Here is a 26245-nt window from a genome sequence, read left to right on the forward strand (position 1 = left end):
CAAGATGAAGTTGAGAGCATGGCCAAATCACCAACCGGACCAAAAGGCAGCAAGGGCGGCAACACCTCCGGCCGTGGGCAACGCGACCTGAAGGTAAAGGTGAAGTCTGCGCGCGGGCGCACGATGTCTTCAACGCTGTGGCTGCAACGTCAGTTGAACGATCCTTACGTGAAACGCGCCAAGGCTGACGGCTTGCGTGGCCGCGCTGCCTATAAGATTTCGGAGACGGACGACAAATACCGCTTCCTGACGCCGGGTAAGCGCATCGTTGACCTCGGCTGTGCGCCGGGGGGCTGGTGCCAGATTGCGGCCAAACGCGTCAATGCGTTGGGGGAGCGGGCTGGTAAAGCGCAGGGCTTTGTTCTTGGCGTTGACCTGCAAGAGGTCGAGGCGATCCCGGGCTGCGAGCTGCATGTGCTCGATTTTCTTGAGGAGGGCGCGGACGACAAGGTCAAGGAATGGCTTGGTGGTACAGCCGACGTCGTGATGAGCGACATGGCTGCGGCGTCTTGTGGCCATAAGCAAACCGACCACCTGCGCATCATCGCGCTGTGCGAGGCGGCGGCGTATTTTGCCTTCGACGTGCTCGAAGAGGGCGGCGTTTTTGTGGCCAAGGTTCTGGCAGGCGGCGCGGAGGGCGAGTTGCAGCATATGCTGAAACAGCGCTTCAAGAAGGTGGCCAACTTTAAACCAGGTGCGAGCCGGTCTGATAGCTCCGAGAAGTTCGTGGTGGCGCAAGGGTTTAAGGGGCGTGACGCTTAGGGTTTAGCTTCAAAGCCCAAGCAGATTGTGACAGATAAAGGTCAGCTTCGAGCTTAAAGTTGTCAATCAAAACAAGACTTGGGAGCACTCAAACTCGGTCACGCTAAGTCCGGACCGGCCCCACCCAACCTCCGACGCTGGGCGAACGTAGAATAACGGCCCATCGGCACCAATCGGCACTCGTGCGGTGTCGTTTGCGATCCAGCCACGTAGACCACCGCGCTTGATCGCTTCGCCGATCATTTCGGCCCGAGACGATTTTAATGAAACGATTATTGGTTCGATCTTGTGAAATATACCGCCCCCTGCGCCGGAAACGATCGGACCAATCGCAAACGTATCCATCTGATATGATCGACTTCCCAAGCTAAAGTGTTCGACTTCTGCGAAATGGGCGCGGTAGTTTGTGTCCACGCTCGAGCCATCCTCGAACTCTGTTTCCAGCGAGATGCAAGCGAAAACTACAGCCATTCCGCGATCTTCGGCACTAACCATTCCCGCTGTAGATATCGAGCCGATTAAAGCGGCGGCGAATGCGACCAACCTTGCCATCTGAAATTTGCAATCACCCATCACTAGCTTTGCCTCTCCACTGTTTTTTTCGTATAGAGCTTAAGAGCGAAAGCTAGATAGATCAACGAATGTCAGCTTCGTCCGCAAAGCAGAAATCGGTCTTTTTTGAAGAGCTTAAACACTCAACTTCCCTCGCGCTTCAACCTCTGCAACTCGCGGTCCAATGCGTTCAAAAACTGCGAGCGGTCTTTGTTGGAGAACGGGGCGGGGCCGGAGGTTTGCTCTAGGCCGGCCCGTAGGTCTGCCATGATCGCGCGCGTGGCGATGGCGCCGCCGATGTTGGAGGAGTTGAACGGTTTTCCAGTCGGGGCCAGAACCGTGGCGCCTACCTCGATGCAGCGTCCAGCCAACAAGATATCGGCGGTGATAACGACGGACGCAGGCGTGGCGCTCTCGGCGATCCAGTCGTCGGCAGCGTCAAATCCGTCCGACACCACCTGCATGGAAATCAACGGATGGTTCGGCGTGCGCAGGTAGCTGTTGGCCACCAAGGTGACGGGGGTGTTCAGGCGGTAAGCCACCTTAAAGACCTCCTCCTTCACGGGGCAGGCGTCGGCATCGACAAGAATACTGGGCATATTTAGGGCTCCTGACGGGGTTGGCCCCCTTTGCCACAAAATCTGCCCTTTCGCATCCGCGAAATCCATGAAATAGGAAACTGCCAAACGAACCCTCCCCAAGGAGATACCCATGGAGATTCGCGAGGCCCTCACCTTCGACGACGTATTGCTTGTTCCAGGCGCATCCAATGTGCTGCCATCCACGGCGGACACGCGCACTTTTGTGACCAAGTCGATTGCAATGAATATCCCTCTACTGTCGTCCGCAATGGACACAGTGACCGAGGCCCGCATGGCGATTGCTATGGCGCAGGCTGGCGGCATCGGGGTTATTCACCGCAACCTAGACATTGAGGAGCAGGCCCGTCAGGTGCGCCGCGTGAAACGGTTCGAGAGCGGGATTGTCTACAATCCGATCACCCTGACCGCCGACCAATCTTTGGCCGACGCCAAGGCGCTTCAAGACCGCTACAAGGTGTCAGGCTTCCCCGTCGTGGACGCAAATGGGCATGTTCTGGGGATCGTTACCAACCGCGATATGCGGTTTGCCAGTGACGACAGAACCCCAGTCTCCGCGATGATGAGCAACGACAACCTTGCGATGCTACGCGAGCCTGCCGATCTGGATGAGGCCAAATCCCTGATGGAAGCCCGCCGCATAGAGAAGCTGCTGGTGGTTGACGCCGCCGGCAAGCTGACGGGGCTTTTGACGTTGAAGGACATCGAGCAAGCGGTGTTGAACCCGCAAGCTTGCAAAGACGATCTGGGACGCCTGCGCGTTGCCGCCGCCACGACCGTGGGGGACGCAGGGTTCGAGCGCTCCGAAGCACTGATTGACGCCGGCGTTGATCTGGTGGTGATTGATACGGCGCACGGCCACTCCGAAGGGGTCGCGATCGCGGTGGAGCGGGTTAAGAAACTGTCGAGCAAGGTGCAAGTTGTCGCGGGCAACGTTGCAACGGCGGAGGCCACACGGGCGCTGATCGGCGCGGGTGCGGACGCTGTTAAAGTCGGCATTGGCCCAGGCTCCATCTGCACGACACGCATGGTCGCGGGCGTTGGGGTTCCCCAGCTGACGGCAATCATGGATTGCGCATCCGGTGCGGGCGACGTGCCCGTTATTGCGGACGGTGGTATCAAGTTTTCTGGCGACTTCGCCAAAGCGATTGCGGCGGGTGCAAGCTGCGCCATGGTTGGCTCCATGATCGCGGGGACGGACGAGTCGCCGGGAGAAGTTATTCTATATCAAGGGCGTAGCTTCAAAAGCTACCGTGGCATGGGGTCGCTTGGCGCAATGGCCAATGGCTCCGCCGATCGGTATTTCCAAAAGGACGCCGCGTCGGACAAACTGGTTCCCGAAGGGATTGAGGGGCAAGTTCCCTACAAAGGATCCGCCAGCGCGGTTGTGCACCAGATGGTGGGCGGTCTGCGGGCGGCGATGGGCTACACGGGCGCGGCTACGATCAAGGACATGCACGAGCGTGCAAACTTTGTCCGCATCACTGGCGCGGGCTTGAAGGAAAGCCACGTGCATGACGTGCAGATCACTCGCGAGTCTCCCAATTACCGGGTCGGCTAGATGACACCCGCGGCACGGTTATCGGCAGCGATTGAGGTGCTTGACGTTTACCTGTCAGGCACCGCCGCTGAGAAGGCCTTAACCAATTGGGCGCGCCGGTCTCGGTTCGCGGGGTCGAAGGACCGCGCCGCCGTGCGCGACATCGTGTTCGAGTGCCTGCGCAAGCGGGGTACATATGCGCGCCTTGGGTTGACGGGGCGCGGGCTGGTGTTGTGCTACAGTACTGAAAATGCGGCCTTAGTTGATGACATGACCGCGTTGTTTTCGGGTGAAGGTCACGCGCCCGCACCCCTCAGCGAGGCTGAGGAGGCCGGCTTAGTTCAAACGCGTGACACTGCATCGGATGAGATGACATACAACATGCCGGATTGGTTGTCCGGCGCGTTGAAGTCGTCACTGGGAGATGAGGCGGTGGACGTCGCGCAGGCGCTGACGGAGCGGGCGGGCGTCTACCTGCGCGTGAACAGCTCCAAGGGCTCGGTTGAGGGGGCGATCACCTCCTTGGCGAAAGACGGTGTTATCGCCGTCGCGCATGACGTGTCCAACCTCGCCTTGCATGTTGTTGAAAATCCAAGAAAAGTGTCCGCCAGTGAGGCTTACACTTCGGGCCTTGTCGAGTTGCAGGACGCCGCGTCGCAAGCGCTTTGCGCGGGGCTGCCGGCGGCGAAACGCATGCTGGACTACTGCGCGGGCGGCGGCGGCAAGGTGCTCGCCTACGGTGATTTGAACGACGCCGCGTTGTTCGCCCATGACGCCAACCCACAGCGGTTGCGCGACCTGACCCCACGGGCAAAACGGGCGGGCGTTAAGGTGGAAATTTTAACGACCAAAGGATGCCGCAAGGCCGCACCGTTTGATTTGGTCTTATGCGATGTTCCATGCTCTGGAAGCGGGTCGTGGCGGCGCTCTCCGGAAGGAAAGTGGTCGCTGACGCAGGCGGCGCTCATTGACCTGATGGAAGTGCAACAGAACATCTTGCGCGAAGCCGCTGATTTAGTTTGTGAAAACGGCGTTTTAGCATACGCTACCTGCTCTCTATTCAGGCAAGAGAACGAAGATCAAATCGCACAATTTTGCGATGACAACCCAAGCTGGAGCTGCACCTTCGAGCGCCGCTTCTCTCCGCTTGACGGCGGCGACGGGTTCTATATCGCGTACTTGACCCAAAAATAGTTCTCCCAATAGTTAATCGGACCTAATGCGTTAAGGGCTGGTTAATCGTTTTGCCGGATGGTTTTAGGACTGATTCTGTTGGGAGTGTGGGAGTGAACCAGCTGGTAGACGCGACGGGGCTTGTGGCGCGACTTAAAAGTGCCTTTTCGTGGCGTCTTGGTGTTCAGCTCTTGATTGTATTTGTCGCGGGGGACGCGTTTTTGCACGTCTCGGAGATGCGGACGGGCGCATTGGTCGCTGCGGCCACGATGCTGGCGTTGGCCCTATCCTTTTACATGCCCGCGACGCCTATGCCCCTCGCCGTGACATCCATGCCATGGGACGATCTGATTACCCATGACGAACGCGCAATTTTCGTGACGGATCCTTCCGGCGAAATCCTGTCTCAAAATTCTGCGGCCGACAGGCTTGTCCCGCACAGCGACAGCAATGCGCTGGATCAGGCGCTGTCCCATCTCATGACCAACGCCAGTGCCATCGTGTTTCGGCTACAGGCGAAGGCGCAGAAAGCGGACGCCGCGCATGAAGATGTGGTGACACGTCAGGGAAACTTTCGGATTTCGACCCACCGCATCGCCAACTCGGAAAACTTGCTATGGCGCATGCATGCGCAGCAGGAGCAATCCAGCGCCGGCCACGCGGCGGAGCGACTTTCATTGCCGATGTTCACGGCAGGTGGCTCCGGATCGATCTTGTTCATGAACGATGCGATGCGCAAACTGGTCGGGGGGCGACCGAAAAACCTGAACAACATTTTTGTCGATGTGCCACTCACTTCAGGCGGCACCACAACCGTCAGCGCCGCAGACGGGCCGGTCGATGTTATGGTGGTGATCGTCGAAGGCGCGATGGGGCGAACGGAATACTTCCTCGCGCCCGCGCTACAAACCTCACCCGCGCCTCCGCCCATGGCGCAGCTCGAGGACTTTCCGATCGCGCTGCTGGAACTGGACATGAGGGGACGGATTGCGGACTCCAATAAGATCGCGAGGTCGTTACTCGGCCTCGACACCAACCCAGCAAACACGATGGGCGACCTTATCGAGGGGCTGGGCCGCCCGATTGCAGATTGGCTAAATGACGCGACGGAGGGTAAAGGGTTGCACCGGCCGGAGGTGCTGAAGTGCAAGCGCGGACCGGATGAGATGTACGTCCAAGTCACGCTTGGACGCGTTATAAGTGGCGGGGAAATTTCACTCATTGTGCTGCTCAATGACGCGACCGAGCTCAAGTCATTGGAGAAGCAGTTTGTCCAGAGCCAGAAGATGCAGGCCATTGGTCAACTCGCGGGGGGCGTCGCCCATGACTTCAACAACCTTCTGACCGCGATTTCTGGTCATTGCGACCTGCTCATGCTCCGTCATGATCGTGGCGACAACGACTATTCCGACCTTGAGCAAATTAACCAAAACGCGAATAGGGCCGCGTCTTTGGTGGGGCAACTGTTGGCATTTTCCCGCAAGCAGAACCTGCAGTTGGAGGCCTTGGACATGCGCGATACATTGTCGGATCTGACGCACCTTCTTAACCGTTTGGTGGGCGCACAAATTTCGCTGTCGTTATCGCATGACCCGAATTTGATGGCGGTACGGGCAGATCGACGACAGTTGGAGCAAGTGTTGATGAATCTGGTCGTGAACGCGCGCGATGCGTTGGGCGGACAGGGCGAAATCAGTATCGAAACCCGCAACGCCAAGCTGACGTCGGAGTTGAAACGCGACAGGGCAACGGTGCCCGCAGGCGATTATGTTTTGGTTAAAGTCAGCGACGACGGCTGCGGTATTCCCGTTGAAAAACTGCCCAAGATTTTCGAGCCGTTCTACACCTCCAAGAAAACCGGCGAGGGCACCGGGCTGGGGTTGTCGACAGCTTACGGAATCATCAAACAGTCGGGTGGCTTCATTTTCGCCGACAGCGAGTTAGGGCGTGGCAGTGTGTTCACCATATATTTCCCAACCCACGATAAACCCGTGGTGCCAGCTAAGCCAATTGAGGCCAAGGTCGAGCAATTCTCCATTGGACCAAACGGCGGCATGGTTTTGCTGGTCGAGGACGAAGCGCCGGTCCGCGCCTTTGCCAGTCGGGCGTTGCAATATCGCGGGTTTCAAGTGGTCGAGGCCGATTGCGGCGAGACGGCCTTGGACCTGCTAAGTGATGGCACGCTTAATATCGACATCGTCTTGACGGATGTCATTATGCCAGGAATGGACGGCCCAACGTGGGTAAAAGAGGCCCGAAAAAACAACCCCAAATTGCGGGTGGTTTTTATGTCCGGGTACGCGGACGGGAGCGCGGTGGAGGAGCAACTCACGGTGCCGGAATCTGTGTTTTTGCCGAAGCCTTTCTCGCTGGATGAGTTGACCTCAACGGTAAGAAAACACTTGAGCGCGGCCGCGTAGAGACGAAGGTTCAGGACACCGACAAAGGGCCATCCTGAAGGGCTGCGAAAATCTCAAAGTCGAGCGCATGACGTTCATGCAATTCCTGCTGCAATTCACGCGACAGGACTAAATCTCGTTTTGGTGACTGATTGACTGGCTTTAGAGAGATTTCGCAGTTAAGGCGCTGCTCCAAAAAACGGACGGCTGCGGGGAAGTCGCCATATGAGAACACGTGGTTTACGAGTAGATCCCCGCCGCTATCCGTGAGGAAGCGTGCTTGGCTCCCAACGTCGGCATAGGGCGGTTGATCTGCGCGAAGATAGGCCGCGACGAAATCATCGAAGCTTATCCCGTCTGTACTGTTCTGGTGGCCGTTCAGCGCGGGGCGTTGTCGGTACCGATACCAACTCCCTAACCAGTCCACGGGTTCGCGCATAAGCGCCATTGTCTCCAGTGGTGCGAGGTTTCCACGCTCGAATAGCTTGCGGTATTTTCGCTCAAATCCGCGTGCGTTCGTGTGCTTCATGCCGGGCGGGTCACGGAAAACAGCCGACGCCTTTGGCGACAGTGCGCGTTCCAGCGCGGATGTTCCCGTCTTGGGAACCGCCAGAAATGCCAGCCGTTCGTGAAAAAAGATCATCATTTCGGGCCAGCCCAACTGTTTTTGTTCAGTTTTAAACTAAACTTTAACCCGCGGTCTGAGAAGGTGCTGAAACATTTTACTTGATATGTTCTCATTTTGTGCTCATAGATACCTGGAACATATTGAGAACATAAGCAGTCATTGCCGCAGTCTAGGTGGTGTGAAATAAGGGACTAAATCATGGCAACAGCAGAACTCCTTAAAATGAACCCAAAAGATCAAAACAATAAGCAAAAAGCACTGGATTCGGCGCTCGCACAGATCGAGCGCCAGTTCGGCAAGGGCTCGATCATGAAGCTGGGTGACGAAAACTCCATCCAGCAAGTGGAAGCTTCGTCGACAGGTTCTTTGGGCTTGGATATCGCGCTCGGGATAGGGGGCTTGCCTAAAGGGCGGGTCATCGAAATTTTCGGGCCGGAATCCTCCGGTAAAACGACACTGACGTTGCATTGCGTGGCAGAAGCGCAAAAGAACGGTGGCGTTTGTGCGTTCGTCGATGCGGAGCATGCGCTGGACCCACAGTACGCACGCAAGCTGGGTGTTGATCTGGACGAGCTGCTGATTTCGCAGCCAGATACAGGTGAACAGGCACTTGAGATCGTCGACACGTTGGTGCGGTCCGGCGCCGTGAGCATGGTTATCGTCGATTCCGTTGCCGCCCTGACACCGAAGTCCGAACTGGAAGGCGATATGGGCGATAGCTCCGTCGGGGTGCACGCACGTCTGATGAGTCAAGCGATGCGTAAACTGACGAGTTCTATTTCGCGTTCCAACTGCATGGTGATCTTCATTAACCAGATCCGGATGAAGATTGGCGTGATGTTTGGCAGTCCAGAGACAACGACCGGTGGGAATGCCCTCAAGTTCTATTCCTCGGTTCGTCTTGATATTCGCCGCATCGGTGCGTTGAAGGATCGCGACGAGGTTGTTGGCAACCTGACCCGCGTGAAAGTTGTGAAGAACAAAGTCGCCCCGCCGTTCAAGCAGGTCGAATTCGATATCATGTATGGCGAAGGCATTTCCAAGATGGGCGAGCTGCTCGATCTTGGTGTGAAAGCCGGTGTGGTTGAGAAATCCGGCTCTTGGTACAGCTACGGCGATGACCGGATCGGGCAGGGGCGTGAGAACGCGAAATCCTTCCTGAAGGAAAACTCCCACATTGCGCTAAGCATTGAGGATAAGGTTCGTGCCGCGCACGGATTGGACTTCGAGATGCCAGAAGGTGAGAAAGCCGCCGCGAAGAAGGACGAGGCCAAAGATGAGACTGATGGTCTGATTGAAGGCTGATTTGTCGCGGAGCACCGCACATTTGATCTGGAAATCGGTTGGGGGCGGCTTTTGGGCCGCCCTTTCCCGTTTCATGTGGCCATTTCCAAGGCGATGGCTTTACCTGCACGGCGCGGGGGGATATTTGCTGATGCAAACAAAGCAAAGTGAGCCTCATGCCCAGCCTGAACGACATCCGCTCGACATTCCTGCGTTACTTCGAAGCGCAGGGCCATTCCGTGCAACCTTCCAGCCCGTTGGTTCCGCGCAACGACCCGACATTGATGTTCGCCAATTCGGGGATGGTGCAGTTTAAAAACCTGTTCACCGGCGTCGAGACACGCGACTACAAACGTGCAACGACCGCACAAAAATGCGTGCGGGCCGGAGGCAAACACAATGATCTGGACAATGTGGGCTACACCGCGCGCCACCACACGTTCTTTGAGATGCTGGGCAACTTCAGCTTCGGCGATTACTTCAAAGAAGAGGCTATTGCCTTCGCTTGGGAGCTGATCACCAAGGACTTTGGCATCGATAAAGACCGCTTGTCGGTGACCGTTTACCATACTGATGACGAAGCCTATGACATCTGGAAGAAGCTTGGCGTGCCGGAAGAGCGGATCATCCGGATCGCGACGTCGGACAACTTCTGGCAGATGGGGCCAACCGGCCCATGCGGCCCATGCACCGAGATTTTCTACGATCACGGGGATCACATCTGGGGCGGCCCTCCCGGTAGCCCAGAGGAAGACGGCGATCGGTTCATTGAGATCTGGAACATTGTTTTCATGCAGAATGAACGGTTCGAAGACGGGTCCATGCGGGCGTTGGAGATGCAGAGCATCGACACGGGTATGGGGTTGGAGCGGATTGCGGCTTTGCTGCAAGGTAGCCACGACAACTATGACACCGACCTGTTCAAAGCGTTGATTGAAGCGTCGGCGAACGCGACGTCGACCGACCCGTTTGGCGATCAGAACGTGCATCATCGCGTCATTGCGGACCACCTGCGCTCCACCACGTTTCTGATCGCGGATGGTGTGATGCCATCGAACGATGGTCGTGGCTATGTGTTGCGCCGGATCATGCGGCGCGCGATGCGCCATGCGCATTTGCTGGGTGCGAAAGATCCCGTGATGCACCAATTGGTGCCGTCATTGGTGACCCAGATGGGCGCGGCCTACCCTGAATTGGGGCAGGCCCAAGCGCTGATTGAGGAGACGCTGCGCGCAGAGGAAACCCGCTTCAAGCAAACACTGGAACGCGGGTTGCGCCTGCTCGACGATGAGATGTCGGGTTTGGCTGACGGCGCGGAACTGCCGGGCAAGGCTGCGTTCAAGCTCTATGACACCTTTGGCTTCCCGTTGGATTTGACGCAAGATGCGCTGCGCGAAAAGGGTCGCACGGTTGACGTGGAAGGCTTTGACGCGGCCATGGCGGAGCAAAAAGCATTGGCCCGCGCCGCATGGTCTGGGACGGGCGAAGCCGCGGACAGCACGATCTGGTTCGACATTGCGGACAAGCACGGCACCACGGATTTCCTAGGCTACGACACCGAAGTGGCCGAAGGCCAGTTGGTGGCTATCTTGAAAGACGGGGCCGAGGTCGAGGTGGCATCGAAGGGCGACGCGGTTCAGTTGGTGTTCAACCAGTCGCCATTTTACGCCGAAAGCGGCGGGCAAGTCGGCGACAGCGGCACCGTCAAAACCGACGCGGGCGCCGGCACGGTGACCGAAACACGCAAGGCCGCCGGAGTGTTCATCCACTTTGCGGAAATCACCGAGGGCGAACTACGCGTTGGCGCGGGGGCGGAGTTGGCCGTGAATCACGCGCGCAGAAGCGCCATTCGCGCCAACCACTCCGCCACGCACCTGTTGCACGAAGCGTTGCGGGTTGCCTTGGGCGACCACGTGGCGCAGCGGGGATCGTTGAATGCCGATGATCGTTTGCGGTTCGATTTCAGCCACAACAAAGCGCTGACTCTGGATCAGCTGCGGCAGGTGGAGGCGGACGTTAACCGCTTCATCCGCCAGAACAGCACCGTTGAAACCCGCATTATGACCCCCGACGACGCGCGCGCCATTGGTGCACAAGCGCTGTTCGGTGAGAAATACGGCGATGAGGTTCGTGTGGTCTCGATGGGCAAGGACGCGACGGGCAAAGGCGCTGACGGCCAGACATATTCGCTTGAACTATGTGGCGGCACCCACGTGAAGCAAACCGGTGATATCGGGATGTTCGTGACCTTGGGCGACAGCGCATCCAGCGCTGGTGTGCGCCGGATAGAGGCCCTGACGGGGCAGGCGGCGTTCGACTACCTCAGCAGCCAGGACGCACGTTTGGCCGATGTGGCGTCGACGCTTAAAGCCTCCGCGGAGGACGTTCCAGCACGGGTGAAAGCGTTGCAGGATGAGCGCAAAGCGCTTAGCAACGAAGTAGCCCAATTGCGCCGCGAATTGGCGATGAGCGGCGGCGCGGCACAAGTGGCGGACGAAGACGTCGGCGGCACAGCTTTCTTTGCGCAGGTTCTGTCCGGCGTCTCGGGTAAGGATTTACCAGCACTGATCGACGAGCATAAGGCGCGTATGGGGTCTGGTGCGGTGTTGTTGATTGCAGATGCGGACGGTAAAGCCGCAGTAGCGGCGGGCGTGACGGATGATTTGACAGGACAGCTGTCAGCGGTTGATCTGGTACGTGCAGCGGTCGCTGAACTGGGTGGTAAGGGCGGCGGCGGCCGTCCCGCGATGGCCCAAGGCGGCGGCGCAAGCGCAGAAAACGCGGATGCAGCAATCAACGCGGCCAAAGCCGTTATCGGAGGATAGAATGCCAACAGCCCTATGGATCGCCCATGTGAAGGTCACAGACCCGGAGCGTTATGCCAAATACGCGGCAGGCGCGACTGTCGCGATTGCGGATCATGACGGCGTGTTTCTAGCCCGCAACGGCGCATATGAGCAGCTGGAGGGCAACGACCGTGCCCGCAATGTTGTGGCGCGGTTTCCGTCACTGAAGCGCGCGCATGAATGTTATTATTCAGACGCTTATCAGGCAGCTCTAAAGTTCGCCGAAGGTGCTGCGGAGCGCGACTTGATGATCGTGGAGGAGTTGGAGTAGGCGCATAGTCTGCGCTCGGTCTCGGTGCGTGATTAGCTCGGGGCACTAAAGCACGGTCATTAGCGTACGAAAACGAAAACGGCGCGGCGCGGGTTTCCCCACGCCGCGCCGTTTTTTTGTTATCAGGCCTGTCGTGTTACCGCTCTGGGATCAAACCACGTGGGCTGAACCGCAAGACCAGCAGCAAGACAACGCCCATGGTTAGCAGACGCATGTGCGCGGCGCTCTCAATCAGGTGATCTTTCAACCAGTAGCCGTCGCTCATCCCGGACGTAATCAGGCCCATCAAGGCAAGCCCCATAGGCTCAACCTGAACCCATAAGAACCAAATCAGGAAGCCGCCCAAAACGGAGCCGAAGTTGTTGCCGGAGCCACCCACGATGACCATCACCCAGATCAGGAAGGTGTAGCGCAACGGCTGGTAGCTGGTTGGCGTTAGCTGCCCGTCAAGCGTTGTCATCATCGCGCCTGCGATGCCGCAGATGGCGGAGCCGAGGATGAAGATTTGCAAATGCCGTGCGGTGACGTCTTTGCCCATCGCTTCCGCCGCAACCTCATTGTCACGGATCGCGCGCATCATACGACCCCAAGGGGAGTTCAACGCCTTCTGCGCGAGCCACAGCAAGACGACCAAGACTACAGTGAACAATAGGGAGTACCCGAGCTTCACATAGAGCGTTGATGCGGTGGACGCGTCCAACCCGAAGCCCGCTGCCTTCTCGACAAAGCTGGCGCTGTTTTGCAGGTCGATCTCGTAGGGGACACCTGTTGGACGTGGCAGGCCGACGACGTTTTTCACGCCGCGTGACAGCCATTCCTCGTTCTTCATGACGGAGATGATGATCTCCGCAATGCCGAGCGTTGCGATGGCGAGATAGTCCGACCGCAGGCCAAGGGCAGTTTTGCCGATGATCCATGCCGCACCTGCCGCGAACAGGCCGCCGACAGGCCATGCAACCAGAACAGGCAGGCCTAGGCCGCCTAGATACCCCGTCGAGGCTGGGTTCACGGCTTCAACAGCCTCAACACCCGCGTCGAAGACATAGCGAAACAGGAAGAAACCGCCGATCAGGATGGCCACCATCGTCAGCCCCCGTGTGCGGCCCTTCGGCAAACGCTGATAGGCCATGATCGCCGCGATAATGGTGCCCGCCCCGAGGAGCAGACCCGCGAGCACTTGAAAGCCACCGGCGCTCCATTCCTCTGCGTTGGCCGGCATGGATGTGATCACCGCCGCAAGGCCGCCAAGCGCCACGAAGCCCATGATCCCGACGTTAAACAGCCCCGCGAGGCCCCATTGAAGGTTCACGCCGAGCGCGAGGATGGCAGAGATTAACCCCATGTTGAGGATATACAGCGCAGAGTTCCACGACTGCGCAAAGCCCGTCACAAGGATCAGCAGGCCAACGAAAACGAATAGAAGTGCGTCACGGCGGGTCATACGGATTTTCCTTTAAACAGGCCTGTCGGCTTAAACAAAAGCACGATGATCAGGATCGAGAAGGACACGGCGAACTTGTAATCCGTGCTCATGAGTTGGGCCAACCCGTCCGGTGCTAAGGCGTCGGGCAGCACGTAGTTGGCAACTTTCTTGAACGCGTAGGTTACCGTTACTTCGGAAAAGGCGATGACAAAGCCGCCCGCGATGGCACCCAAAGGGTTGCCAAGCCCGCCGACGATTGCAGCGGCGAAGATTGGCAGCAGCAGTTGGAAGTAGGTGAACGGTTTGAACGATTTGTCCAACCCATAGAGCGTGCCTGCAACGGTCGCCAGGGCGGCCACGATTAACCAAGTATAAAGGACCACACGCTCCGGGTTGATGCCCGAGAGGAGCGCAAGATCTTCGTTGTCGGAATAGGCTCGCATGGACTTGCCGGTGCGGGTGCGGTTCAGGAACCAGAACAACACGGCCACAACGATGACGGCTGTGACGACGGTTAGGCCTTGGCTGGTTTTGATCGCCAGACCCTCTTTCAGACCTGTCATGGCCTTAAACTCGCGTGCGGAGATGATGAAACGTTCGCCATCTGCAAACCGCTGATCACCCGGTCCGATGATAAAGCGCGTAAGGCCGTTCATGATGAACATGACGCCCAAGCTGACCATCACCATGACCACGGGCTTCACTTTTCGCTGTCGGTAGAACTGATAAACCATCTTGTCCGTGCCGATCAGCAATAGCCCCGTCAACGCGATGCCAAAGGGCAGGGCGAGCAGGGCGGTTGGCAACGGACCAAAGCTGATACCAGCGCTTTGAAAGCCCCATGTGATCAAGATCACAAACATGGTGCCCATCGCCATGGTGTCCCCATGGGCGAAATTAGAAAAGCGCAAGATGCCGTAGATCAGCGTCACCCCAAGCGCCCCAAGCGCCAGTTGCGCGCCGTAGGCCATGCCCGGAACGATGACGAAGTTTGCCAGGGCCACAATGGCGTTTAAGAAATCCATTAGTCTGCCCCTTCGCAGTTGCCGAGGTAGCTGACGACCATCGGCCCTTCATAGAGATGTGTGGAGTAGCGGGCGGTGCCGTCCGCGGCGCGGCTCATCAGGTGAAACGCGCTGTCGGTGACCCCGACGTAGACGCGCACGGTGTCACTGCCGCCAACGCTGGCCGTCACGGTTTCTGCGTCACTGACGAGGGCCGTTTTGCCCTCGGTTTGCTCGATCGCCATCGAAAAACTGGTGTCGGTGCAGCTCTCGGACTCGAAGCATTCGGTGGTGAAGGTGCACTGCGTTGTCTGCGCGGCGAGCGGCAGGGCCAGCAGTGCGGCCAGCGCCGCTGTGGTGGCTGTTATTTTACGGGATATCATCTTATCCTCCCAAGAAGCTTTTGCGGACTTCGGGGTCATTGAGCAACGCTTGCCCTGTGTCTGTGAAGCGATTGGCGCCTTGCACAAGCACATAGCCTTTGTCAGCGATTTCAAGTGCTTGTCTGGCGTTCTGCTCAACCATCAAGATAGAGATTCCGGTGCGAGCGACCTCGATAATCCGGTCAAACAGCTCATCCATTACGATAGGCGAAACCCCTGCGGTTGGCTCGTCCAGCATCAAGACTTTGGGCTGTGTCATCAGCGCGCGCCCGACGGCCACCTGCTGACGTTGCCCCCCTGACAACTCGCCTGCGGCTTGGTTGCGCTTCTCTTTAAGGATCGGGAACAGGTCGTAGATCTGCTCAATCGTGCCTTGCAGATCGTCGCGGCGCAGGAAGCCGCCCATCTCCAGATTCTCCTCAACGCTCATCGACGTGAAGATGTTGGAGGTCTGCGGCACAAACGCCATGCCCTTGGCCACGCGGGCTTGCGGGGTCAGGTTGGTGATGTCTTCGCCGCCCAAACGCACGGCGCCTTGGCGTACGTTAAGCATGCCGAAGACGGCCTTCATCGCGGTGGATTTGCCCGCGCCGTTGGGGCCGACGATGACGGCGATTTCGCCTTCATTCACCGCGATTGTGCAGTCGTGCAGGATGTCAGGCCCTTGGCCGTAGCCACCCGACATGGCGTCGCCGATCAGATACGGCTCCCCCGCAACGCCTTTGGTCGGGGCGTGCTTGGTCTTTTGGGTCTCAATCGCGCCACCGACAGCTCTGGTCGGGTCTTTGCCCAAGGACGCATCCTTGTTGCCGCGCGCGTCATAGCTGTTGTTACTCATGCCGATGCCACCTTGTTCTTTAGTCCGGTGCCCAGATAAGCTTCGATCACCTGTTCGTTGGCCTTGATCTCGTCAAGCGTGCCTTCTGCAAGCACGCGGCCCTCGGCCATGCAAATCACGGGGTCGCAGAGGCGGCCGATGAAATCCATGTCGTGCTCGATCACCACGAAGGTGTAGCCGCGTTCCTTGTTCAGACGGATGATTGCGTCGCCGATGGTGTTCAGCAGCGTGCGGTTCACGCCTGCGCCAACTTCGTCCAAAAACACAATTTTGGCGTCGACCATCATGGTGCGGCCCAGTTCGAGCAGTTTCTTTTGTCCGCCGGAAATGTTGCCTGCGCGCTCATCACTGATGTGGTCGATGGTCAGGAACTCAAGCACCTCGTCGGCCTTCGCCGCCAGCGCACGTTCCTCATCGGCGATGCGTTTACGCCCGAACCATGTGTTCCACAGCTTCTCACCGGCTTGGTCAGCGGGCACCATCATCAGGTTTTCACGCAAACTCATGGAGGAGAACTCATGCGCGATCTGAAACGTGCGCAGCAGCCCTTTGCCAAATAGCGTGTGCGGCGGCAGGCCTGTGATGTCCTCGCCGTCCATGATGACTTTACCGGAGGTTGGTTGAAGAACGCCAGCTATCACGTTGAAAAGTGTGGTTTTTCCTGCGCCATTCGGCCCAATCAATCCGGTGATTGACCCTTGCTTGATGGTCAGGGTTGAGCCGTCAACGGCGTGAAACCCGCCGAAATGCTTATGGAGATCGTGAACTTCGATCATTTTATACGCCCCTTTGCAAAGCAGCCCGAGGTGCGGACACCTCGGGCTGCTTTTTTAGGTTTTCAAGAGAGATTAGCGGTACTTGATGGTGGAGTAGACGCCATCCGAGAACTCGATCTCTTGGTAGTTACCAGCGGATTCACCGGCACCGACCAACTCAACCGCAGAGGCGCCGACGTAGTCCACGTCTTGGCCTTCAGCGATCAGCTTGAGCGCTTTGTCCAGCTCGCCAGGGAAAATTTTCTCGCCCGGTGCGTTTGCCACGTCGAAGATGTGGTCCTTGAAGTCAGCGGAGGCGGAGGACTTCGCCGCTTGCATGGCCAGCATGATCAGCGCCGCTGCGTCATAGGATTCAGCAGAGAACGCCGATGTGCCATCGTAGCCCGCGGCCTTCGCCATTTCGCCGTACGTCGCAGCGCCTTCGCTGTCGGTGCCAGGATAGGCGCCGAAGGAGCCGTTCAACTCCTCACCGAATACGTCATTCAGCTTCGTGCCGACCATGCCGTCTGGCAGGTAGAACGTGTCGAAGGCACCGGAGTCGATAGCACCGCGAATAACGCCGGAGCCGCCTTGGTCAACGTAGCCTGCAACAACCAGAACCTCGCCACCTGCGGATGCAAGTGCGCCAACTTCTGCGGAGTAGTCGGCTTTGCCGTCTTCATGCGCGGCGGAGATGGTTACTTCGCCGCCAGCGGCTTCGAACTCGGCTTGGAACGCGTCCGCCAGACCTTTGCCGTAGTCGTTGTTTGTGTAGGTCAAGGCCACGGAGTTCACACCGCGATCTTGCAAGATGTTGGTCACAATCACGCCCTGGCGCGCATCGGATGGCGATGTGCGGAAGAACAGGCCGTCGTCTTCAGCCGTGGACAAGCCAGGGGAAGTGGCCGATGGCGACACCATAACAATGCCGTTTGCACGAGCCACGTTTTGCAGGATCGCGCCGGTTACGCCGGAGCAGTCGGCGCCCATGATCGCGTTCACCTTGTCGGATGTGACCAGACGTTCGGCGGCGGCTGTCGCAGCACCCGCGTCAACGCATGTGCTGTCGCCGCGTACGGATTCAACGGTCGCGCCGTCCAGCAGCAAGCCGGAGTCGGTGACTTCCTTCATCGCCAGCTCTGCGCCGTCCGCCATTTGTGGCGTGATGGATTCAAGTGGGCCGGTGAAGCCCAGAATGACGCCGATTTTGACCGTGTTGGCGTGGCCGTCAGCAAATGCGGCACCCGTCATAAGGGCGGTCGCAGTTGTCGCGAGTAGCAGCTTTTTCATTGTTGATCTCCCTGATCTTAACTTTTTATAGGCGAAGTCTACGCAGCGATTCTCTAAAAGAAAAGGGGGCTTAGTTGGCTTGCCGTAACGGCAAAGGCCGCTGTCTTGGCACGTTGAGGGAATGCTGGGTCGGTTGGGCCTTTAGCTGCCTCGCACGCCTGTGCTAACTTCGCGCGAAACCTTGCAGGACTGCCTCATGACGACAACGAAATCTTTGCTGGCGACCGCCTTTATGCTTGCCAGCCCCGCCACCGCGATGACCTCCAGCGCCGGCGATATCGCGGTGCGCCTGATCGCCGACGGCTTTGACGAGCCTTGGGCGGTTGAGCCGCTGCCGGACGGCGGCATTTTGGTGAGTGAGCGCGGCGGGACATTGACCCATTTGCGCCCCGACGGCACCCGCACCACAGTGAGCGGTGTACCAGAGGTGGAGGATCGAGGGCAGGGCGGTTTGCTTGATATTATGATCCCGCGCGACTTCGAGACCAGCCGAGAGGTGTACCTGAGCTATGCCAACCGCAAGGACGACAGCTACGGCACCGCCTTGGGGCGCGGCAAGCTCACCACCGAAGGGAGCGAGCTGACAGGGTTCAAACGTATCTTCCAGCAAGCGCGTGGCAGCGATAATGCCAAGCACTTTGGCTCCCGCATTGTGGAGGCGCGTGACGGCACGATCTTCCTGACCATAGGGGAACGTGGAGAGCGCGACACGGCGCAAGACCTGCAAAATCACAATGGCACGGTTGTGCGCCTACGCCGTTCCGGCGTTGTGCCGCCGGATAACCCGTTCATCGGCATGCCAGGTGCGGAGCCTGAGATATTTTCTTACGGGCACCGCAACCCGCAAGGGGCAGCGCTGGATTTGAACGGCAACCTGTTTGTGGTGGAGCACGGTGCGCAGGGCGGCGATGAGGTGAACGCCGTCGTGGCCGGTGCGAACTATGGCTGGCCGGTGATCAGCTATGGCCGCCATTACTCCGGTTTCAAAATCGGGGAGGGCACCGCCAAAGAAGGTATGGAGCAGCCCGTGCATTACTGGGATCCATCCATCGCGCCGTCCGGCATGATGATCTATTCGGGCAAGCTGTGGCCGGAATGGGCTGGCGACATCTTTGTTGGCTCCTTGAAGTCGGACTTCTTGTCCCGCCTAGACGGCGAGACCTTTGCTGAGGAGCGGTTGCAGTCTGACGAGACAGGCCGCGTGCGCGATGTCGTGGAAGCACCGAACGGTGAAATCTGGTTCCTGTCCGTGTACGACGGCGCGCTCTACGCCTTAACCCCTAGGTAACGCTATCCGGCGAGGGATGGCAGCCACAGCACGATACTTGGGAATGCCACCAGCGCCGCGATGGTCAGACCATCTGCGATGAAGAACGGTGTGACGCCCTTGAACACGTCTTGCACGCTCAGGTCGTCGCGCACACCGGCGACCACAAAGCAGTTCAGACCAATCGGCGGCGTGATCAGGCAGAATTCGGCCATCTTGACGACCAGGATACCAAACCAGATCGCGCACATAGGGCCGGACATCCCGAAGGTGCTTTCCGCCGCGCTCACCGCTTCGCCACCGTTCAACGCCATCACGGCGGGGTAGACGACGGGCAGGGTCAGCAGCAACATCCCGATGGCGTCCATAAACATGCCCAAGACGGCATAGGCCAGCAAGATGCACACCAAGATCAGCATGGGCGACATCTCCAGCGCGGTGATCCAATCGGAAAACGCGCCGGGCAGGTCGGCGAACCCCAAGAAGCGCACATAGATCAGCACGCCCCAGATAATGGTAAAGATCATCACGGTCAGCTTGGCGGTGTCGATTAACGCGTCTTTCAACTGCCCCCAGCGCATCCCACGGTACAGCGCCATGAGGAAGACGATGAATGCGCCCACGGCGCCGCCTTCCGTCGGGGTGCCCCATGCGTCACCGAAAGGATTGTAGACGAAGAAGATGATGATCACCACAACGGCCACGATCGGCAGCGCAGGCGGCAAAGACACAAAGCGCTCGCGCCATGTGAAGCCAGAGACCGGCGGACCGACGTTCTTGAAAATGACGGCGATGCCGATGATCAGCACCGCGTAGATGATCGCGGAAAATGCCCCCGGCACGAAGCCCGCGAGCAGCAGTTTGCCCACGTCCTGCTCCACGATGATGGCATAGATCACCAAGATGGCGGAGGGCGGGATCAGCGACGCCAACGTCCCGCCAGCGGCCACGACACCGGCCGCGAACTGCTTGTTGTAGCCGACTTTCAGCATTTCCGGGATCGCGATGCGCGCGAAAACGGCAGCCGTCGCCACGGATGCACCGGACACGGCGGCAAAACCCGCGGTGGCAAATACCGTGGCCACCGCAAGGCCACCCGGCACCCAAGCGATCCAACGCTTGGCGGCCTCGAATAGGGCGGTCGTTAGCTTGGCGTAATAGGCCAGATAGCCGATCAGAATAAATGTGGGGATCAGGCTCAGCGCTTGCGACGACACTTTGGAGTGCGGAACTTGGCCTGCGATCTTTACACTGATCTCGATGGATTTCCAAAGCCGGTCGGGGGCGTAATCAAATCCGTTCCAGCGCAGCCAGATAAGGCCCAGCATCCCTGCCATAGCAGCCGCAAAAGCGACACGCATGCCAAGCACAACCATGACCAGCATGAAGCCCGAGACCCACAGGCCAATTGTAATTTCATCCATTAGTCAGATCCCTCAAGCTGCTCGGCTTCCAGACGGGCTTGTTCTGCCACAGTCAAGATCAGTGGCACGGCCACGGGGTTTTCCAACCCGAGTATGAAAGCGCGGGCATAGCCCCATGCTTGTAAGACCAGCCGCAATGCCAGCACGCTAAAGGCAACAGGGACCAGCAGCTTGGACGGCCAGATCGGCAACCCGATGTCGATGGAGCTGTCACGGCTCCACAGTGGTTTGCTCATGTCGAAGCTACGGTCGAAATGGGACCAGCTGCCCCAGATAAGCGCAAGGATCAGCGCCAGAATGAGAAGGACTGAGATGAGTTCGAACAGCCACATGGCACGGCCTTTGAGCGCGGATATGACGATATCCATGCGGATGTGCCCGCCTTCGCGCTGCACGTAAGACACGCCCATGAAGGCAATCAGCGGCATCGCGGCCTCGATATAGTCAACGTAGCCCGACAGGGGCATGTTGAAGAATTTGCGCCCACCCACGGAGTAGGCGGCGAGAAACATCAAAGAGAAGACCGCAAGTCCGGAAAGCAACGCAAACAAGCGCTCTAGTGGAACCAACGCGCGGTCAAGCCGGCTAAGTAGGCTGGAATCCTCCAGCACGGCTGCGGTGCCTGCCATGGTCTGCTCCCCTGTGGTCGAAGTTGATGCGGCGCCCTCACTGGGGCGCCGCTTGTGGGTTTGGCCTTAGCCGCCGCGCTTTTCAGCCAGCGTTTTCACGACAAGGTCGTAAAGCTCTTGGCCAGGCAGGCCTTGGGCTTCCATGTCCGCGATCCACTCTTCACGGGCTGGGTCAGCCGCCTTGGCGCGGAAGTCGGCCAGCACCTCGTCGCTAATCTCGACCTTGGTGACGCCTTTTTCTTCCAGAACCGAGTCCCATTTCTTCAGCAGCTCACCGTAGTTGGCGAGGTAGTGATCCAGCGCCTCAGGGATGGAGCTGTCGAGCGCTTCGCGCTCCGCATCAGACAGCGACTCGTACGCGTCGATGTTGACCACAACGGGGCAATTCACAGTGCCAGGGTTCAGGTTGGCGGTCCACCACTCGGCTTGGTTGATCGTACCAAAGGACAAATGCGCATGCTGCGCGAATGCCACCGTGTCCACAACGCCGGATTCCATCGCTTGGTAAGCCTCGGTCGCGGTCACAGATGTCGGGACCGCACCCACGGCTTCAAACGCCTTGCCCAGACCGCCCGTTGCACGCACGCGCATGCCGTTCATCTTTTCAAGCGTGTCACGCGGTTCGCCGGTGCCGACGATGTTGTACTGCGGCATTGGCGAAGTCATCAGCAGCTTTGCGTTCCACTGGGCCATTTCCTCGGCAGCAGCAGGGTGCGCGTAAACAGCTTGGGATACGGCAACTTCTTCTTCCAGATTGGTAACGCCAAGGAACGGAAGCTCCAGTACGGTCACAACACGGTTTTTGTCGCGGTGGTAGCCCGCACAGAACTGCGCCATCTCGAACGCACCGATGGAGATACCATCAAGGTTTTCGCGGTTCTTGGACAGCCCGCCGTAGCTGACGTTCATGGTAAATTCGCCGTTGGTCTTCTCGGAAACCAGCTCGGCCAATTTCTCCACGTGTTCCGTGAAGGCGCGGCGTTTGCCCCATACGGACACGTTCCATTCAGTCGCCGCAGCTTCGCCAACGAATGCAAAGGTAAGGGCCACCGCCGAGGTGGTTTTCAGTAGTTTATTCATAGAGTCCTCCCAGACAGGATGTATTTCATCCGATTTTATGTGACAGATGATGTGATTATTTTTGATCAGGTACAACCGTTATTGTCTTGAAAGGACCGACTAATGTCATCGCTAAAAACACATCTCCTTGCTGGTAAGGTTCAACGCGGGTTGTGGTTGGGGCTGGGCAGCGCCGCCAGTGCGGAAATTGCCGCGACCTCCGGTTTGGACTGGTGTTTGATTGACGGTGAGCACGGCGCATACGACATCGCCAACATCGCAGAGCAAGCGCGCGTCTTGGGGCCTGATGCCTGCGTGCGTATCCCCAAAGCGGAGGACTGGATGATCAAGCAGGTGCTTGATCTGGGGCTTCATACGGTCGTTGTTCCTATGGTTGATACCGCCGAGCAGGCCCACGCCTTAGCCTGCGCCATGCGCTACCCGTCGAAGGAATTTCCACAGGGCACCCGTGGGATAGGGGCAGCGATTGTGCGGGCCTCCGGCTACGATCAGGACACCGCGTATTTGGCCGAAGCCAACGACCGCGTTTGCCTGATGGTTCAGGCGGAGACGGTGACGGCGCTGGAGAATCTGGACGAAATCTGCGCAGTGGACGGCGTGGACGGCGTGTTTATCGGCCCCGCTGATCTGGCGGCCTCCATGGGGTATCTGCACGATCTAGATGCGGCCCCTGTGCAGGCGGCCATTGACGCTGCGTTACGCAAGATCGCAGCGTCCGGCAAGATCGCAGGGTGCCTTAGCTTTGACGCAAAACGCGCCGCGCATTACGTCGACATGGGCGCGCGCTTCGTGGCTGTTGCCTCGGATGTGGCGGTGCTGTCGGCGGGGCTGCGCACGGTGTCGACGGATTTGCAATAGCATTGCGCCACGGCGTAGGGGGCTTTACGGCTAAAGCGCAACAGTGACATCCGGAGGCCCCCATGCTGCAAATCCACCAGTTCCCGCATCCGCCACTTCAAAACTACGGGGTGCTGATTCACGATCCTGACACGGGTGAGACCGCGGCAATCGACGTGGGCGACGGGCCGTCCTACATGGCGGCGATCAAGGAAACCGGCTGGACGCCCACGCAAATCTGGGTGACGCACCACCATCACGACCACGTCACCGGCTTGCCGGAAGTCAAAGCCGCCAGCGGCGCCACTGTTTATGGCCCGTCGGGCATTGCTGGTGTGGATAGGGTGCTCGAAGGCGGTCAGACGTTTGAGTTCGCGGGGCGCACTGTAGGTGTCATCCACACCCCCGGTCACACGATGGATATGCTTAACTTTCATGTTGCATCGGAAGGTATTGTTTTTACAGGGGATACGCTCTTCGTGATGGGCTGTGGTCGGCTGTTTGAGGGGGCGCCTGCGGATATGTGGGCCAGCTTGCAAAAACTGATGAAATTGCCCGCGCAGACGACAATCTATTGCTCCCATGAGTACACACAGGCGAACGCGGCGTTCGCCCTGTCCGTTGATCCCAGCAACATGGTCTTGAAAAACCGCGCAATTGAGGTCGACCAGCTCCGCGATCAAGGCGACCCGACCGTGCCAACAACGCTGGAGGCAGAGCTGGCAACAAACCCCTTCCTGCGCTGCAACGACCCAGCTATCCGCGCAGGCCTTGGCATGGAAAACGCGAGCGAAGGCGAAGTCTTCGCGGAACTGCGACGTTTGAAGGATGAGTTTTGAGGTAAGGTGTGTGGCGGAGAGACAGGCTGAAGCACTTCTGGCCTAATATATTGATTATTAATCGATATCAGGGCGATAATCAAATATTAACTGCCATTCTATCCCACATTGAGATCCCAAGTCCATTTGGCAAGGTGAACTGAGCCGATCAATAGCAGTTCTGGACGGACGGACACCCCGCCCCCTATGGGGCGGTGTGGGTGTCCGTCCGCCCAGAACTTTTTTTGCGGTTTCATTTTGGTCCGGTCACCTCCGGAACAATGTCTTCTTCAGGAGGGAGAGGCGCGGTGCCGATCTTGACTTACTCAAAATGAAAGAATGACTATGAACATCACATCCCCAAAATCTAAATATAGCTCTGCACCTGCCGTAACCAAGGCTGGTGAGTTTCGCCCCCAACTTAACGCACCCTTTGTTGTGAAGAACCTTTTCAAACCCGGCGAGGTTTCGATGATTGCGGGCGCGCCCGGACTTGGCAAATCAACTATTTCGGCGGCGATAGCGGCACATGCTGCGCAGGGTCGTGACTTTGGCGGTTTGTCTGTCCGAAAAACGGTTGTAATCTACTACGCCGCCGAAGACGCTTACGGAGTTCTTTGCCGAGCACACCCGTATATGCGAGACCCAGCCTGTGCAAATGCACCGTTTTACGTGATCCACGGCGCACCTAATCTGATGGACGCTGAAACACCGGAGAAGGTCGCAAGGTTCATCGAGGCAAAAAAGGCCGAATATGGTTGTGAGCAAGCGCTTGTAATCTTTGATACGCTGAATCGGTGTATAGGTGAGGCAGACGAGAACTCGTCGAGCTCGATGGGCACTGTTGTTGGGAACGCGACATTTATTGCTCAAACCACTCGCTCATCCGTCGTATTTGTTCATCACGTGGGGAACGGCAATCCCGACCGACCGCGGGGATCCTCGGCATTCCATGGAAATGTTGACTGCCTCTGCTTGATTTCGAAAACGTCTGTAACTGGGTCAGAAAAAGTCGTTTTGCTCAATGCAATCAAACAAAAGAACGCCCAAGAACTGGGCTCACTTCCATTCAAGTTGTCGGCGTTGAGAATCGGCGTGGATCATGAAGGCTGCGACGTTACCGTTCCGATGGCAATCCCGATGGAGCCAAAGGCATTTTCGAAAGCGTTGACACAGGCGAAAGTTGCCAATCACAACAAGCAACCTTCACAGGACACCATGGAACGCGTAGCTGACATCGAACGCGTGCTGGTGGAGCTCGCTAAGACTCATCCCGGCGGCTATTTTACTCAATCGGAGATAGCAGAGCGTTCGGGCTCGATCTTCAACAATGTTAGAGGTTCCGACAGTCTGCGGGTTGCGGTGAGACGGGCGCTGGTAGCTTTAGAGAAAGCTGGCAAGGCCGAACGCGGTACAAAGGGTTATCGGAGTTCTCTTCCGCCCTCTAACGCCAATGACCACGTGTTGAGCGATTAACTCCCAAAGGCGGCGCGCCCTCGGCCCCGGTTCCAGAAGGCACGCTTCCTTCAAAAGTTCCTCCGACATTACCTCTCAGACCTTCCATTTCCTCTTCGAAATAATCAAGCATAGAGGAGGCCAGCCGCCGGAGATCCGAAGAGGGGATCGCGGTGAAGTCATGATCTACCAATCTGAATCTGACGCAGTGTCTCGCCGCGTTAGCCAAAATGGTATCAAGCGATTTTTTTAGTTTTTCATCCATTGCTTTCATTCCCTATGTTCAATTTTTGAAGGCGCACAACGGATAAAATAGTCATTTTATCCCTAATCCAAAATGGAAAGACATGGCACTGTTTTCGTTTCGACATTCAGTAAAAACCTTTTCGCCAAAGTGCGAAACGAAAGGCCGAGTAGCGAAAGCAGGACAGACGGCAGCACATCTCCGCTACATAACTCGGCCTTCGGCGGCGAGAAAAGTCCTGCGAGCGAGATTTGGCCGCGATACGGATCAGCAACATGCAAGCTCTGCTGAGCAAAACGCGCTGAAACGAAAGGGAAGAGCGTGTGAGAGATTCATCATCGCATTACCCGTAGAAACCACGCCAGAGCAGCGTGCAGAACTTGCTTCCGCGTTCGCTGAAGTCCTGACACAGGGTAGGGCAAGCTATATCCTCGCTATCCACGACAAGGCCGGCAACGATGTCAAAAACCCCCACTTCCATCTCGTAGCATTCGACATTCACGAGAAAACCGGAACAAGGGGAAGACCACGCAGCGTTCTCGGGATGGCGCGAAAAAACGCAGTTGAGCGTTGGGCAAAATGCTGGGCCAGTATTCATAACCAAAAAATGCACGAATGGGGATTCGGACCTGAATGTGCCATAAGTCCTTTGTCATTCAAAAAGCAAGGCATCGACCGCATTCCACAGATACACGAAGGTCCAACTGGCCGCTCCATAATCAAACGCAAAAAGTATCCCACAGG

The 26245-nt window shown here is 57.9% G+C and carries 24 protein-coding genes and 1 pseudogene; 12 read left to right on the plus strand and 13 right to left on the minus strand.

Annotation, left to right across the window (positions count from 1 at the left end; all coding sequences use genetic code 11):
* The first annotated feature begins 18 nt into the window (after positions 1-18).
* Positions 19-762: an RlmE family RNA methyltransferase gene (locus BLW66_RS03920; protein WP_089945208.1), complete on the plus strand. Its 744-nt coding sequence runs from the start codon at positions 19-21 to the stop codon at positions 760-762.
* A gap of 66 nt (positions 763-828) precedes the next feature.
* On the opposite strand, the gene BLW66_RS03925 is transcribed toward BLW66_RS03920, so the two are convergent.
* Positions 829-1233, minus strand: coding sequence for a hypothetical protein (locus tag BLW66_RS03925; protein WP_139254520.1), 405 nt, complete (start codon positions 1231-1233; stop codon positions 829-831).
* Between the two features lie 224 nt (positions 1234-1457).
* On the minus strand, positions 1458-1913 hold the full coding sequence (locus BLW66_RS03930) for a YaiI/YqxD family protein (protein ID WP_089945211.1): 456 nt from the start codon (positions 1911-1913) through the stop codon (positions 1458-1460).
* A 112-nt stretch (positions 1914-2025) separates the two neighbouring features.
* Here BLW66_RS03930 and guaB point away from each other — a divergent pair, with 112 nt between their 5' ends.
* The 3 genes from guaB (at position 2026) to BLW66_RS03945 (ending at position 7046) form a co-directional block, all read left to right on the plus strand.
* Positions 2026-3474 carry an IMP dehydrogenase gene (gene guaB / locus BLW66_RS03935; protein ID WP_089945214.1) on the plus strand — a complete coding sequence of 483 codons (1449 nt, stop codon included), beginning with the start codon at positions 2026-2028 and terminating at the stop codon, positions 3472-3474.
* On the plus strand, positions 3475-4647 hold the full coding sequence (locus tag BLW66_RS03940; RefSeq protein ID WP_089945216.1) for an RsmB/NOP family class I SAM-dependent RNA methyltransferase: 1173 nt from the start codon (positions 3475-3477) through the stop codon (positions 4645-4647). It begins immediately after the preceding gene.
* A 92-nt stretch (positions 4648-4739) separates the two neighbouring features.
* Entirely contained in the window at positions 4740-7046 is a 2307-nt protein-coding gene (locus BLW66_RS03945; protein ID WP_089945217.1) for an ATP-binding protein, read from the plus strand.
* A gap of 10 nt (positions 7047-7056) precedes the next feature.
* On the opposite strand, the gene BLW66_RS03950 is transcribed toward BLW66_RS03945, so the two are convergent.
* Complete coding sequence (locus tag BLW66_RS03950) at positions 7057-7671, minus strand: hypothetical protein (RefSeq protein WP_089945219.1); 615 nt, start codon at positions 7669-7671, stop codon at positions 7057-7059.
* A gap of 180 nt (positions 7672-7851) precedes the next feature.
* Here BLW66_RS03950 and recA point away from each other — a divergent pair, with 180 nt between their 5' ends.
* The 3 genes from recA (at position 7852) to BLW66_RS03965 (ending at position 12054) form a co-directional block, all read left to right on the plus strand.
* Positions 7852-8958: a recombinase RecA gene (gene recA / locus BLW66_RS03955; protein ID WP_089945220.1), complete on the plus strand. Its 1107-nt coding sequence runs from the start codon at positions 7852-7854 to the stop codon at positions 8956-8958.
* A 155-nt stretch (positions 8959-9113) separates the two neighbouring features.
* Positions 9114-11762, plus strand: coding sequence for an alanine--tRNA ligase (gene alaS, locus BLW66_RS03960; protein ID WP_089945222.1), 2649 nt, complete (start codon positions 9114-9116; stop codon positions 11760-11762).
* A gap of 1 nt (position 11763) precedes the next feature.
* Positions 11764-12054 (plus strand): DUF1330 domain-containing protein, encoded by a 291-nt coding sequence (locus tag BLW66_RS03965; RefSeq protein ID WP_089945223.1) that lies wholly within the window; start codon positions 11764-11766, stop codon positions 12052-12054.
* Between the two features lie 136 nt (positions 12055-12190).
* On the opposite strand, the gene BLW66_RS03970 is transcribed toward BLW66_RS03965, so the two are convergent.
* The 6 genes from BLW66_RS03970 to BLW66_RS03995 form a co-directional block, all read right to left on the minus strand.
* The gene (locus BLW66_RS03970; RefSeq protein ID WP_089945225.1) at positions 12191-13495 is read right to left on the minus strand and encodes a branched-chain amino acid ABC transporter permease; all 1305 of its coding nucleotides are present in this window, start codon (positions 13493-13495) and stop codon (positions 12191-12193) included.
* The gene (locus BLW66_RS03975; protein ID WP_089945227.1) at positions 13492-14502 is read right to left on the minus strand and encodes a branched-chain amino acid ABC transporter permease; all 1011 of its coding nucleotides are present in this window, start codon (positions 14500-14502) and stop codon (positions 13492-13494) included. The genes BLW66_RS03970 and BLW66_RS03975 overlap by 4 nt, the downstream gene beginning before the upstream one ends.
* The gene (locus BLW66_RS03980; protein ID WP_089945229.1) at positions 14502-14864 is read right to left on the minus strand and encodes a hypothetical protein; all 363 of its coding nucleotides are present in this window, start codon (positions 14862-14864) and stop codon (positions 14502-14504) included. The genes BLW66_RS03975 and BLW66_RS03980 overlap by 1 nt, the downstream gene beginning before the upstream one ends.
* Before the next feature lies 1 nt (position 14865).
* Positions 14866-15702, minus strand: a complete 837-nt coding sequence (locus BLW66_RS03985) for an ABC transporter ATP-binding protein (protein ID WP_089945231.1) — start codon at positions 15700-15702, stop codon at positions 14866-14868.
* Positions 15699-16478: an ABC transporter ATP-binding protein gene (locus tag BLW66_RS03990; RefSeq protein ID WP_089945233.1), complete on the minus strand. Its 780-nt coding sequence runs from the start codon at positions 16476-16478 to the stop codon at positions 15699-15701. Before BLW66_RS03990 ends, BLW66_RS03985 begins: the two co-directional genes overlap by 4 nt.
* Before the next feature lie 72 nt (positions 16479-16550).
* Complete coding sequence (locus tag BLW66_RS03995) at positions 16551-17747, minus strand: ABC transporter substrate-binding protein (RefSeq protein WP_089945234.1); 1197 nt, start codon at positions 17745-17747, stop codon at positions 16551-16553.
* A gap of 196 nt (positions 17748-17943) precedes the next feature.
* Between BLW66_RS03995 and BLW66_RS04000 the strand changes: the two genes are divergently transcribed.
* Complete coding sequence (locus BLW66_RS04000; protein WP_089945236.1) at positions 17944-19035, plus strand: PQQ-dependent sugar dehydrogenase; 1092 nt, start codon at positions 17944-17946, stop codon at positions 19033-19035.
* Between the two features lie 2 nt (positions 19036-19037).
* Here BLW66_RS04000 and BLW66_RS04005 read toward each other — a convergent pair whose 3' ends face one another.
* The 3 genes from BLW66_RS04005 to BLW66_RS04015 all read right to left on the minus strand — a co-directional run bounded on the left by BLW66_RS04005 (position 19038) and on the right by BLW66_RS04015 (position 22147).
* Positions 19038-20438: a TRAP transporter large permease gene (locus BLW66_RS04005; RefSeq protein WP_089945238.1), complete on the minus strand. Its 1401-nt coding sequence runs from the start codon at positions 20436-20438 to the stop codon at positions 19038-19040.
* On the minus strand, positions 20438-21067 hold the full coding sequence (locus BLW66_RS04010; RefSeq protein ID WP_089945240.1) for a TRAP transporter small permease subunit: 630 nt from the start codon (positions 21065-21067) through the stop codon (positions 20438-20440). The genes BLW66_RS04005 and BLW66_RS04010 overlap by 1 nt, the downstream gene beginning before the upstream one ends.
* A 66-nt stretch (positions 21068-21133) precedes the next feature.
* The gene (locus tag BLW66_RS04015) at positions 21134-22147 is read right to left on the minus strand and encodes a C4-dicarboxylate TRAP transporter substrate-binding protein (protein WP_089945242.1); all 1014 of its coding nucleotides are present in this window, start codon (positions 22145-22147) and stop codon (positions 21134-21136) included.
* Between the two features lie 102 nt (positions 22148-22249).
* Here BLW66_RS04015 and BLW66_RS04020 point away from each other — a divergent pair, with 102 nt between their 5' ends.
* The 3 genes from BLW66_RS04020 (at position 22250) to BLW66_RS04030 (ending at position 25278) form a co-directional block, all read left to right on the plus strand.
* Positions 22250-23005 (plus strand): HpcH/HpaI aldolase family protein, encoded by a 756-nt coding sequence (locus tag BLW66_RS04020; protein ID WP_089945244.1) that lies wholly within the window; start codon positions 22250-22252, stop codon positions 23003-23005.
* Between the two features lie 62 nt (positions 23006-23067).
* Entirely contained in the window at positions 23068-23823 is a 756-nt protein-coding gene (gloB, locus tag BLW66_RS04025) for a hydroxyacylglutathione hydrolase (protein WP_089945246.1), read from the plus strand.
* Between the two features lie 324 nt (positions 23824-24147).
* Positions 24148-25278 carry an AAA family ATPase gene (locus tag BLW66_RS04030; RefSeq protein ID WP_170833385.1) on the plus strand — a complete coding sequence of 377 codons (1131 nt, stop codon included), beginning with the start codon at positions 24148-24150 and terminating at the stop codon, positions 25276-25278.
* Here the strand turns inward: BLW66_RS04030 and BLW66_RS17725 are convergent.
* Positions 25247-25522 carry a hypothetical protein gene (locus tag BLW66_RS17725; RefSeq protein ID WP_139254521.1) on the minus strand — a complete coding sequence of 92 codons (276 nt, stop codon included), beginning with the start codon at positions 25520-25522 and terminating at the stop codon, positions 25247-25249. The genes BLW66_RS04030 and BLW66_RS17725 overlap by 32 nt on opposite strands.
* An 82-nt stretch (positions 25523-25604) precedes the next feature.
* Between BLW66_RS17725 and BLW66_RS18265 the strand changes: the two are divergent.
* A pseudogene (locus BLW66_RS18265) lies at positions 25605-26213 on the plus strand (MobA/MobL family protein); the annotation flags it as partial.
* Positions 26214-26245: the final 32 nt, after the last annotated feature.

This window comes from Litoreibacter albidus (assembly GCF_900107015.1).
Taxonomy (GTDB): Bacteria; Pseudomonadota; Alphaproteobacteria; order Rhodobacterales; family Rhodobacteraceae; genus Litoreibacter; species Litoreibacter albidus.

Excerpts from the sequence above, each read along its gene's own strand:
- BLW66_RS03920 (WP_089945208.1), top strand. The coding sequence starts at position 19 with ATGGCCAAATCACCAACCGGACCAAAAGGCAGCAAGGGCGGCAACACC.
- BLW66_RS03925 (WP_139254520.1), bottom strand. The coding sequence starts at position 1,233 with ATGGCTGTAGTTTTCGCTTGCATCTCGCTGGAAACAGAGTTCGAGGAT.
- BLW66_RS03930 (WP_089945211.1), bottom strand. The coding sequence starts at position 1,913 with ATGCCCAGTATTCTTGTCGATGCCGACGCCTGCCCCGTGAAGGAGGAG.
- guaB (WP_089945214.1), top strand. The coding sequence starts at position 2,026 with ATGGAGATTCGCGAGGCCCTCACCTTCGACGACGTATTGCTTGTTCCA.
- BLW66_RS03940 (WP_089945216.1), top strand. The coding sequence starts at position 3,475 with ATGACACCCGCGGCACGGTTATCGGCAGCGATTGAGGTGCTTGACGTT.
- BLW66_RS03950 (WP_089945219.1), bottom strand. The coding sequence starts at position 7,671 with ATGATGATCTTTTTTCACGAACGGCTGGCATTTCTGGCGGTTCCCAAG.
- recA (WP_089945220.1), top strand. The coding sequence starts at position 7,852 with ATGGCAACAGCAGAACTCCTTAAAATGAACCCAAAAGATCAAAACAAT.
- alaS (WP_089945222.1), top strand. The coding sequence starts at position 9,114 with ATGCCCAGCCTGAACGACATCCGCTCGACATTCCTGCGTTACTTCGAA.
- BLW66_RS03965 (WP_089945223.1), top strand. The coding sequence starts at position 11,764 with ATGCCAACAGCCCTATGGATCGCCCATGTGAAGGTCACAGACCCGGAG.
- BLW66_RS03970 (WP_089945225.1), bottom strand. The coding sequence starts at position 13,495 with ATGACCCGCCGTGACGCACTTCTATTCGTTTTCGTTGGCCTGCTGATC.
- BLW66_RS03975 (WP_089945227.1), bottom strand. The coding sequence starts at position 14,502 with ATGGATTTCTTAAACGCCATTGTGGCCCTGGCAAACTTCGTCATCGTT.
- BLW66_RS03980 (WP_089945229.1), bottom strand. The coding sequence starts at position 14,864 with ATGATATCCCGTAAAATAACAGCCACCACAGCGGCGCTGGCCGCACTG.
- BLW66_RS03985 (WP_089945231.1), bottom strand. The coding sequence starts at position 15,702 with ATGAGTAACAACAGCTATGACGCGCGCGGCAACAAGGATGCGTCCTTG.
- BLW66_RS03990 (WP_089945233.1), bottom strand. The coding sequence starts at position 16,478 with ATGATCGAAGTTCACGATCTCCATAAGCATTTCGGCGGGTTTCACGCC.
- BLW66_RS03995 (WP_089945234.1), bottom strand. The coding sequence starts at position 17,747 with ATGAAAAAGCTGCTACTCGCGACAACTGCGACCGCCCTTATGACGGGT.
- BLW66_RS04000 (WP_089945236.1), top strand. The coding sequence starts at position 17,944 with ATGACGACAACGAAATCTTTGCTGGCGACCGCCTTTATGCTTGCCAGC.
- BLW66_RS04005 (WP_089945238.1), bottom strand. The coding sequence starts at position 20,438 with ATGGATGAAATTACAATTGGCCTGTGGGTCTCGGGCTTCATGCTGGTC.
- BLW66_RS04010 (WP_089945240.1), bottom strand. The coding sequence starts at position 21,067 with ATGGCAGGCACCGCAGCCGTGCTGGAGGATTCCAGCCTACTTAGCCGG.
- BLW66_RS04015 (WP_089945242.1), bottom strand. The coding sequence starts at position 22,147 with ATGAATAAACTACTGAAAACCACCTCGGCGGTGGCCCTTACCTTTGCA.
- BLW66_RS04020 (WP_089945244.1), top strand. The coding sequence starts at position 22,250 with ATGTCATCGCTAAAAACACATCTCCTTGCTGGTAAGGTTCAACGCGGG.
- gloB (WP_089945246.1), top strand. The coding sequence starts at position 23,068 with ATGCTGCAAATCCACCAGTTCCCGCATCCGCCACTTCAAAACTACGGG.
- BLW66_RS04030 (WP_170833385.1), top strand. The coding sequence starts at position 24,148 with ATGAACATCACATCCCCAAAATCTAAATATAGCTCTGCACCTGCCGTA.
- BLW66_RS17725 (WP_139254521.1), bottom strand. The coding sequence starts at position 25,522 with ATGGATGAAAAACTAAAAAAATCGCTTGATACCATTTTGGCTAACGCG.